The sequence below is a fragment of the Ezakiella sp. genome (genome assembly GCF_034180565.1).
Classification (GTDB): domain Bacteria; phylum Bacillota; class Clostridia; order Tissierellales; family Peptoniphilaceae; genus Ezakiella.
In genome coordinates this window covers 66383-75155 of the sequence record NZ_JAXFOB010000028.1, presented here as the reverse complement: position 1 = coordinate 75155, position 8773 = coordinate 66383, and the positions used below count along the sequence as shown (strand labels likewise).

Sequence of the window (8773 nt, the reverse complement as noted above, 5' to 3'; positions counted from 1 at the left end):
TTTGTATGGGGGGGTGCCCAAGGGAGAGATATGAAAAAAGAGAAACGAGTTGTCAATATGATGAAAAATATTTGGAACAATTAATAGTAGAATTTCACAATGCAAAGGAGGAAAATTATGTATCGAAAATTTGATTATTTTGAAAAGAGAGGTAGGTTTGGAAGAATACTTTGGACTGTTGTAGTGCTTCTAAGTGTGAGTATTTTTATGGGTTCGGGATTTATGATGAAACTATACGAAAATTCACCTAAAAAACTTGAAAGTACAATGAGTTTGTTGAAAGTGATTATTGGGCTTCATGCAATTTGGTTTGGATATTTGGGAATTTACGACTTTTTTAATTTTTATTTTTCGATTAGAAGGAAAATAAAATCGTATCTACAGATTCTTTTTGGAGTCTCTGTTATTTTACAGATTTATTTTGCAACTCTTTCTATTTTTGATTTGATTGGACTTTCCAATATACCTGATGTACACAATTTGAACACATTTCAAGGAATATATAATTTTAAATTTGTCTTCATATCACTCGCTTTTTCAGTAATAGCATATTTTATAAGACGGTATGCTGAAAAAGGTGATTATGATATGAGAAATCGGATTGATGCAAGAATATAGTAAAAATGAGTCTTTACAAGGCTCATTTTTTATATAGAGTAATTTAGTTATAATTAAAAAATATACATAAATAATATTTATCATATTTTGAATATTTCAGGAAAAAGTTTGATTCTTGTTTTTATAATTAAATTAATTTTTAAATTGAATAATAATTTAAATTAAACCTTATGATAAATAGCACTTAAAATTTGCTCTTTATTTGCAATGGATTAAATATTAATGTATAATTTAAATGATAGCACTTATGTTTATTAATTTTTTTTACCTTTGCGGTGCTATTTATTTTTATATGGAGATGATTAATTGGAGAAGAAAAGTTTTTATTCTAGAGCTATGAAAGTGGCGTGGCCATCGGTTTTAGAAAGTTTTTTTATAACGCTTACGGGACTCATAGACACATTCATGGTCTCGAGTTTGGGAAAAGAAGCGATTGCGGCGGTTGGACTTACAAACCAACCGAAATTTATCGGACTGTCATTTTTCTTTTCGATAAACGTTGCCGTCTCGGCACTTGTCGCACGGCGAAAAGGTGAGGAGGACAAAAATTCGGCGAATGCCGTTTTAGTTACCGCATTTGCAATTGCCGTAGTCTTGACTGCGATAATCTCATTTGTATTCGTAAAATATTCCGAAACGATTTTGAGATGGGCGGGAAGTAATTCCGACACACACGTCTTGGCAAACGAATATTTCAGAATAATAATGGGATTCGTAATTTTTAATGTAATCAGCATGATTATAAATGCGGCGCAAAGAGGAAGTGGGAACACTCAAATTGCATTCACGACAAACTTTGTCTCAAGCATTGTGAATATGACTTTCAACTATCTTTTGATAGGGGGCAACTTGGGATTTCCGAAACTTGGAGTAAAGGGAGCCGCAATTGCAACGATAATCGGAACGGCGGTTGCAAGCATAATGAGTATAAGATCGCTTTTTAAACCGCACAGCTATGTCGATATAAGATATATTTTTGCAAGAAAGATAAAACCGAGAGTTGAAGAGGCGATAAGCATTGCGAAACTCGGACTCAATATGTTTGTTGAAAACATTGCGATGAGAATCGGATTTTTAACGACTGCACTTCTTGCGGCGGGACTCGGCACAGCACAGTTTGCTGCACACAACGTGGGAATGCAAGTACTGAGTCTTGGATTCGCATTTGCCGACGGAATGCAAGTTGCGGCGGTGAGCCTTGCGGGACAAAGCTTGGGCGCAGGACGAAAAGAAGACGCGAAAACATACGGACAAGTCTGCCAAAGAATCGGACTTGCGATTTCAATCTGCCTTTCGGTAATTCTGTTTGTGTTCGGAAAACACATTTTCAAACTCTTCTTCGACGCAAACGCTGAGCCGGAAATCATCGAATACGGTGTATTAATCACAAGATTTATAACGGTCATTGTCATCCTTCAAATCTCTCAAATCATCTACGGCGGTTGTTTGAGAGCGGGGGGCGACGTAAAATACACATTGATGGCATCGATTGTGAGCGTCTCGATTATAAGAACGGTCGTGACCTATGTACTTGTAAACGGATTTCATCTTGGACTCACGGGAATTTGGATCGGAATACTTTCGGATCAGTTCTCGAGATATGTAATGATGAGCCTTCGATTTAAAACCGGAAAATGGGTCGATATTAAAATATAATTTAGATTATGAAACACTCAAAAGAAATTTTGGGTGTTTTTTGTTTGCGCAAAAAAAATTATTTTTTTCGTCCTCAAAAGTTTATAACTTCGATAATATCGTGTTTAAATAAATTAATCTCATAAATATTTTGCACTTGTTAAGTAACTGTAATAGAATTTCGATTGGATTTATGTTGTTTTTTATAGTTGTATCTGATATGATATATAGTGTAATTAAATGAAAAAACTATTTTCACCACTATATGTGGTTTTATATAACTATTAAACAAGGAGAAATAAATGGTACAAGTAATTAAGCGCGACGGAAGAGAAGTCGATTTTGAAACGCAAAAAATTGTCATCGCGGTTGAGAAGGCGATGAAAGAAACTGAAAAGGGAATTGATGAAACTGCTGCGAAGGAAGTCGGAGAGGCGGTTCATGAAAAGTATAAGGACAGCGACAAAGTTTCGATTGAAGAAATTCAAGACCTCGTTGAGTTCGAACTCATGAAAAGAGCGCCGGAAGCTGCAAAGAAGTACATTTTGTACAGAGAAGAACGCACGAGACTGAGAGAAGAAGGCTGGGCGATGACGAATCTACAAAGGGATATTTACGACAAGAAATATCGCTATGACGGAGAAAATTTCGAGGGCTTTATTAAGAGAGTGAGCGGCGACAACGATGTTATAGGAAAGGCCATAAAGGACAAGAAGTTTATGCCGGCGGGAAGAATTTTGGCGGGTCGCGGCCTTGACAAAAAGGGCAAAAAGGTCACGCTTTCGAATTGTTATGTTATGCCGAAAGTTGAAGACAATATCGAGTCGATTTTTGACACCGCAAAGAGACTTGCAAGAACTTATTCATACGGCGGCGGCTGCGGAATCAATATCTCAAAATTGAGACCGAAGGGTGCAAGGGTAAACAATGCGGCTTCAACAACGACGGGTGCAGTTTCATTTATGGACTTATTTGCACTCACAACGGGTCTTATCGGCATGCGCGGAAGACGCGGTGCGCTTATGATAAATATGGACGTGTCGCACCCTGACATTATGGAATTCATCGACGTAAAAAACGATTTGTCGAAAGTAAACTCGGCAAATATCAGCGTCAATGTAAACGATGAATTTTTAAAGGCTGTCAAGGAAGATACAAATTACACTCTTCGTTTCGACGTGGAATCGAGCGGCGAAGAAATCAGAAAAGAAGTTCGAGCAAGGGATTTGTGGAACACTCTTGCAAAGAACAATTGGAATATGGCGGAACCGGGAATTCTTTATTGGGACAGAATAAATTCGTGGCACATAATGAGTGCAGATGAAAATTTCTCATATGCGGGAGTTAATCCGTGCGCTGAAGAACCGCTTCCTGCTTGGGGCTCATGCAACTTGAGCTCAATCAATCTCGGGGCATTTGTACGAGATCCGTTCACCGATTACGGCAGATTCGATTTCGAAGCATTTGCACACTTGGTTCGTGAAGGCGTATTTTATTTAAACGGCGTTTTGGACGAAAATGAAAATCTCCACCCAATCAAGGAACAAAGAGAACTTGCACACAACTTGAGACAAATCGGTCTCGGAATAATGGGACTTGCGGACATGTTTATAAAGCTCAAGATTAAATACGGAAGTCCAGAATCAATCAAGCTCATTCATCAAATCGGAAGACTTATGATAAATGAAGCGCTGAAGGCATCAGCTGAACTTGCGAAGAAAGACGGACCGTTCCCGTTCTTTAACAAAGAAGCGGTTTTAAAGAGCGACTTTATAAGATCGAACGCCGATGACGACACATTAGAAATGATTGAAAAATATGGTTTGAGAAACAGCCAACTCCTCACAATTGCACCGACAGGTTCGATTTCAACTCTCATCGGATGCTCAAACGGAGTTGAGCCGATTTTCCAAATTTCATACACGAGAAAAACTGAATCAATTCACGGTATCGACACCTACTACAAGGTCTACACCGACATCGTAAAGCAATATATGGACAAAAATAATATTTTCGACGAAGCGGACTTGCCGGAATTTATCGTCACAACTTCAAACTTGAACTACAGAGAAAGAATCGACGTTCAATCCGCATGGCAACAATATATCGACGCTTCAATCTCATCAACCGTAAACGTCCCGAACGAATTTACCGTTGAAGAAGTTGAAGACCTCTATATCTACGCCTGGGAAAAAGGCTTGAAAGGCATCACAATCTATCGCGACGGTTGCGCCAGAGGCGGAATCTTAATCACCGATAAAAAGAAATCCCCTACCGACCGCATCGAAGAACTCAAACGCGAAATCGATGAACTCGCCGGCACCGCCCTCAAACAAGACCCCGATAAATGCCCAATCTGTGGCGGCAAAATGAACCACAGCGGCGGCTGTGCGGAGTGTCAGGAGTGTGGGTTCTCGCCTTGCGCCGTATAAAAATGCTGCAATCCATTTTCGTCGTGGAAAGCTCGTCTTTTTGTCGTTCGAATTTTTTGAGCTCGACGTAGGTCTACTACGACTCGCTTCAAAAAATTCTCCACTTGACAAAAATACTTCGCTTTCCACTTAGAAAAAGGGATTGCGAGTTGAATGTAGGGTGGAGGTTTGATAAGTAGGATGATTTGTAAAAGCGGTTACTATTATGTTTACTACACGTCGCTTGAAATCGTTCTCGAAGAAAGCGAATTTCTTCGTTTTCTACTTAGAAAAATCGTTTGCGAGTTGAGTGTGGGGGTAGAGGTTGTAAGACTCTGTGGAAAAAACGTAGAGTTGAGTGTGGGGTTGAAATTGGTAAAGTAAAATGATTTTAAGGGACCGGTTCGACGTAGGTATACTATGACTCGCTTGAAAAAATTCTCCACCGGACAAAAATACTTCGCTTTCCACTTAGAAAAAAGGATTGCGAATTGAGTGCGGGGTTGGAAATTGTAAAACTCTGCGGAGAAAGCATCGAGTTGAGTGTGGGGTGGAAGTTGGATAAGTATAATTAATTTGCGGAAAAAGCTTATAGGTTAATGTGAATTTATAAATTGCAAAGATTATAATTACTGTGAAACAATTTATATTTGAATTTGAAATTAACAATTACAATAATCATCTAAAAGAAAAGCACCACACAAAAAATCCCAACAACAAAAACACAAATAAATAATTAAACCAAAAGGAAATGCATCGATTTTTTCAACATGCGTTTCCTTTTCTTTTTGTATTCGTTTTTTATTCGACAGGGTGGTTCTTTTGTGATATAATTATATGGATAGAGGGTAGTTTTTTCTACTATTTTAATTTGGTTTCAAGAGAGGATTTTATGAAGGTTTTGGTTTTGGATTCCGGCAAGGGCGGAAAGGTTGTGTATAAGTATTTGGAGAGTATGTCTCCGGGTATTGATTTGATTTATACATCCGACGAAAAGAATATGCCGTACGGCGAGAAGTCGAAGGGCGAGATTGTGAGACTCACAAAGGATATGGTTCGTCCGTTCAAAGGCGAGTTCACTGTTCTTGCGCCGGCGTGCAACACCATAAGCACAGCTCTTATTGAGACGGGAAATTTAAGGCGAAATATTGTGGATATTATAACGCCGACTGTTCGAGTTTTACGAAGACAAAATTTGCGACATTTGGGAGTTATTTCCACATCATTTACGCATAATTCGGGAATTTATTCGAGGATGCTCGGAGCGATTTCCTTGCCTTCAAGAAATCTTGCAAGGCTTATAGAAGAAGACGATTTGGACGGTGTGAGAAAGGAACTTGAGGTTCTTATTCCACCGCTTATTGAAAGAAGAGTCACAAGACTTATTTTGGGATGTACCCACTATGAGCTTATAGACTATATTATAAGGGATATGTATCCGCACTTGGAGCTTTTGTATCCCGGAAAGTATCAAGCGGAGGCGGTTTTGAGACGCCTCGACAGATTAAAAGGAGCAGGACATGGATTTAAAAGAAAATGATCCTATAATCGAGCTGAAAAACGTCAGTTTCAGTTATACTTCAAATATAACGGGCGAGTCTTTGCTTGCGATTGACGATGTTTCTATGAATGTAAAGAAAGGCGAGTTTGTTGCGGTTTTGGGTGCAAACGGCTCGGGGAAAAGTACGCTTTGCAAACTTATAAACGCTCAGCTTATGCCTAAGGAAGGTGATGTGACCGTTTACGGCATGAACACCAAGGAAGAGGAGAAGATTTGGGACATAAGAAAAAATTGCGGTATGGTTTTTCAAAACCCGGACAACCAGATTGTTGCGACTATTGTTGAAGAGGATGTCGCTTTCGGTCCGGAAAATTTGGGAGTGCCGCCGGCTGAAATAAGAAAGAGGGTTGACGAGAGTCTAAAGATTGTCGATATGCTCGACTACAAAGACCACAGTCCGAATCTTTTGAGCGGTGGACAAAAACAGCGTGTCGCAATTGCGGGAATTTTGGCAATAAATCCGGACATTATTCTTTTTGACGAGCCGACGGCGATGCTCGACCCGTCCGGAAGAAAAGATGTTTTGGATACTATTTTAAGGCTCAACAGAGAGCAAAACAAGACTATTCTTCTCATCACACACTACATGGAAGAGGCGATAAACGCCGACCGTGTGGTTGTTTTTGAGCAAGGGAAAATCGTTCGGGACGAAACGCCGCAGGAGATTTTTAAAGACCCGAATGAAATAAGAAAGTATGGACTCGACAGTCCGTTTGTTCCGGAGATGGAATATCTTTTGGGCGACAAAAAGACGGGCTGCACGAGTTTTGAACTCGATGATTATGCGGAATGCGTGCTTCAAAAAATAAAGGAAAGCGGCGAAGCTAAGTTTGACGAAAATTCGTACAATGAGTTCAGAGATGAGGTTGTTTCGGAGAGTTCTGAATTCGACGCAAATGCAGAAATTGCACTGAAAAATATGTCGCACGTCTACAGTCAGGGCACACCTTTTGAAAAGATTGCTGTCGGCGATGTAACGCTTAGCATAAAGCAGGGCGAATTTGTCGGAGTTATCGGACACACGGGCTCCGGAAAGTCGACTCTCATTCAACACTTCAACGCGCTCTTGTTCCCGACGTCGGGCGAGGTGCATGTTGAGGGTGAGAAGATTTCAAAGGATATGCGACTCATCGGTTTGAGACAAAGGGTCGGAATGGTTTTCCAATATCCGGAGCATCAACTTTTTGAGGAGACTTGCGCAAAGGACATTGCGTACGGTCCGAAAAATTTGGGACTCGGCGAAGAGGAAATCGATAAGCGTGTGAAGGATGCGATTGAAGACGTCGGACTCGACTATGAGTGGGTGAAGGACCGCTCGCCGTTTGAGCTTTCGGGCGGACAAAAAAGACGTGTTGCAATTGCGGGAGTGCTCGCAATGAAACCGAACACTCTTATTTTGGACGAACCGACTGCGGGACTCGACCCGAAAGGACGCGACGAGATTATTGAAGAGATTCGCTCAATTCAAAAGAAAAACAATCTCACAATTGTCTATGTAACGCACTCGATGGAGGATATCGCGCGAATTGCGGACAGAATTCTCGTCATGGAAAAAGGCGAGCTAAAATATTTTGATAGACCGAATAAAATTTTTAAACGCGAAGAGGAACTTGAACAAATCGGACTTGACGTTCCGTATGTTGTCGATTTTATGAATATGCTCAGAAAAAAAGGCGTAGTTCTGGGCCAAGCGCTCACGCCTGAAGATGCGGCAAAGGAAATAGGAGGGCTTTTAAAATGATGAAAGATATCACAATCGGCCAATATTTCCCGGGCGATTCATATGTTCACAAACTCGACCCGCGAACAAAAATAATTCTCACATTCACATATATTTTTATACTGTTTTTCGTAAAGAAATTCACGGCGTATGCATTTGCATTTTTATATCTTTATGCCGTGACAAAAATTGCAAAAATTCCATTTAAAATGCTCTTTAAAGGCATAAAGAGTCTTATGTTTATCTTGATTTTGACGGTCGGACTGAATATATTTATGGTCAAGGGCGAAACGCTTTTTCAAATAGGACCTCTCACAGCCACAAAAGAAGGTGTGAGATACGCATTTTTTATGGCGACAAGATTGGTCTTGATGGTTATGGGTTCGGGCATTATGACGCTCACAACTTCGCCGATAAGGCTCACAGACGGAATCGAAAAGATTTTGAATCCTTTGAGAAAAATCGGAGTGCCGAGCCACGAAATAGCGATGATGATGACGATCGCTTTGAGATTTATTCCGACGCTTATGGACGAAACGGATAAAATCATGAAAGCGCAAAAGGCGAGAGGTGCAAACTTTGAAGAGGGCAATCTTTTCAAACGTGCGAAAGCACTTGTGCCGATTTTAATTCCGCTCTTTATCAACAGCTTCAGACGTGCCGACGAACTTGCAAATGCGATGGAAGCGAGACTTTATAGAGGTGGCGAAGGCAGAACGAAATTAAAAGAACTCAAATACGAGTCGAGAGACTTTGTTGCGTATGCGATTGTTTTGAGCTATTTCGCACTTATGATTCTTTTGAATTTCATACCTTTTGTAAAGTAAT

7 protein-coding genes are annotated in these 8773 nt (G+C 40.2%); all 7 read left to right on the top strand.

What is annotated here, in order from left to right:
* Positions 1-117: 117 nt before the first annotated feature.
* The 7 genes from SPI61_RS05975 (at position 118) to SPI61_RS05945 (ending at position 8772) form a co-directional block, all read left to right on the top strand.
* Positions 118-618, top strand: coding sequence for a hypothetical protein (locus SPI61_RS05975; RefSeq protein ID WP_321137210.1), 501 nt, complete (start codon positions 118-120; stop codon positions 616-618).
* A 306-nt stretch (positions 619-924) separates the two neighbouring features.
* A complete protein-coding gene (locus tag SPI61_RS05970) occupies positions 925-2274 on the top strand; it encodes an MATE family efflux transporter (protein WP_321137209.1) in 1350 nt (449 codons plus the stop codon).
* Positions 2275-2555: 281 nt separating this feature from the next.
* Positions 2556-4685 (top strand): adenosylcobalamin-dependent ribonucleoside-diphosphate reductase, encoded by a 2130-nt coding sequence (locus SPI61_RS05965; RefSeq protein ID WP_321137208.1) that lies wholly within the window; start codon positions 2556-2558, stop codon positions 4683-4685.
* A gap of 180 nt (positions 4686-4865) precedes the next feature.
* The gene (locus SPI61_RS05960) at positions 4866-5048 is read left to right on the top strand and encodes a hypothetical protein (RefSeq protein ID WP_321137207.1); all 183 of its coding nucleotides are present in this window, start codon (positions 4866-4868) and stop codon (positions 5046-5048) included.
* A 508-nt stretch (positions 5049-5556) separates the two neighbouring features.
* Positions 5557-6204: a glutamate racemase gene (locus tag SPI61_RS05955; protein WP_321137206.1), complete on the top strand. Its 648-nt coding sequence runs from the start codon at positions 5557-5559 to the stop codon at positions 6202-6204.
* Positions 6185-7966: an energy-coupling factor transporter ATPase gene (locus SPI61_RS05950; RefSeq protein ID WP_321137205.1), complete on the top strand. Its 1782-nt coding sequence runs from the start codon at positions 6185-6187 to the stop codon at positions 7964-7966. The genes SPI61_RS05955 and SPI61_RS05950 overlap by 20 nt, the downstream gene beginning before the upstream one ends.
* On the top strand, positions 7963-8772 hold the full coding sequence (locus SPI61_RS05945) for an energy-coupling factor transporter transmembrane component T (RefSeq protein ID WP_321137204.1): 810 nt from the start codon (positions 7963-7965) through the stop codon (positions 8770-8772). The genes SPI61_RS05950 and SPI61_RS05945 overlap by 4 nt, the downstream gene beginning before the upstream one ends.
* The last annotated feature ends 1 nt before the right edge of the window (position 8773 follow it).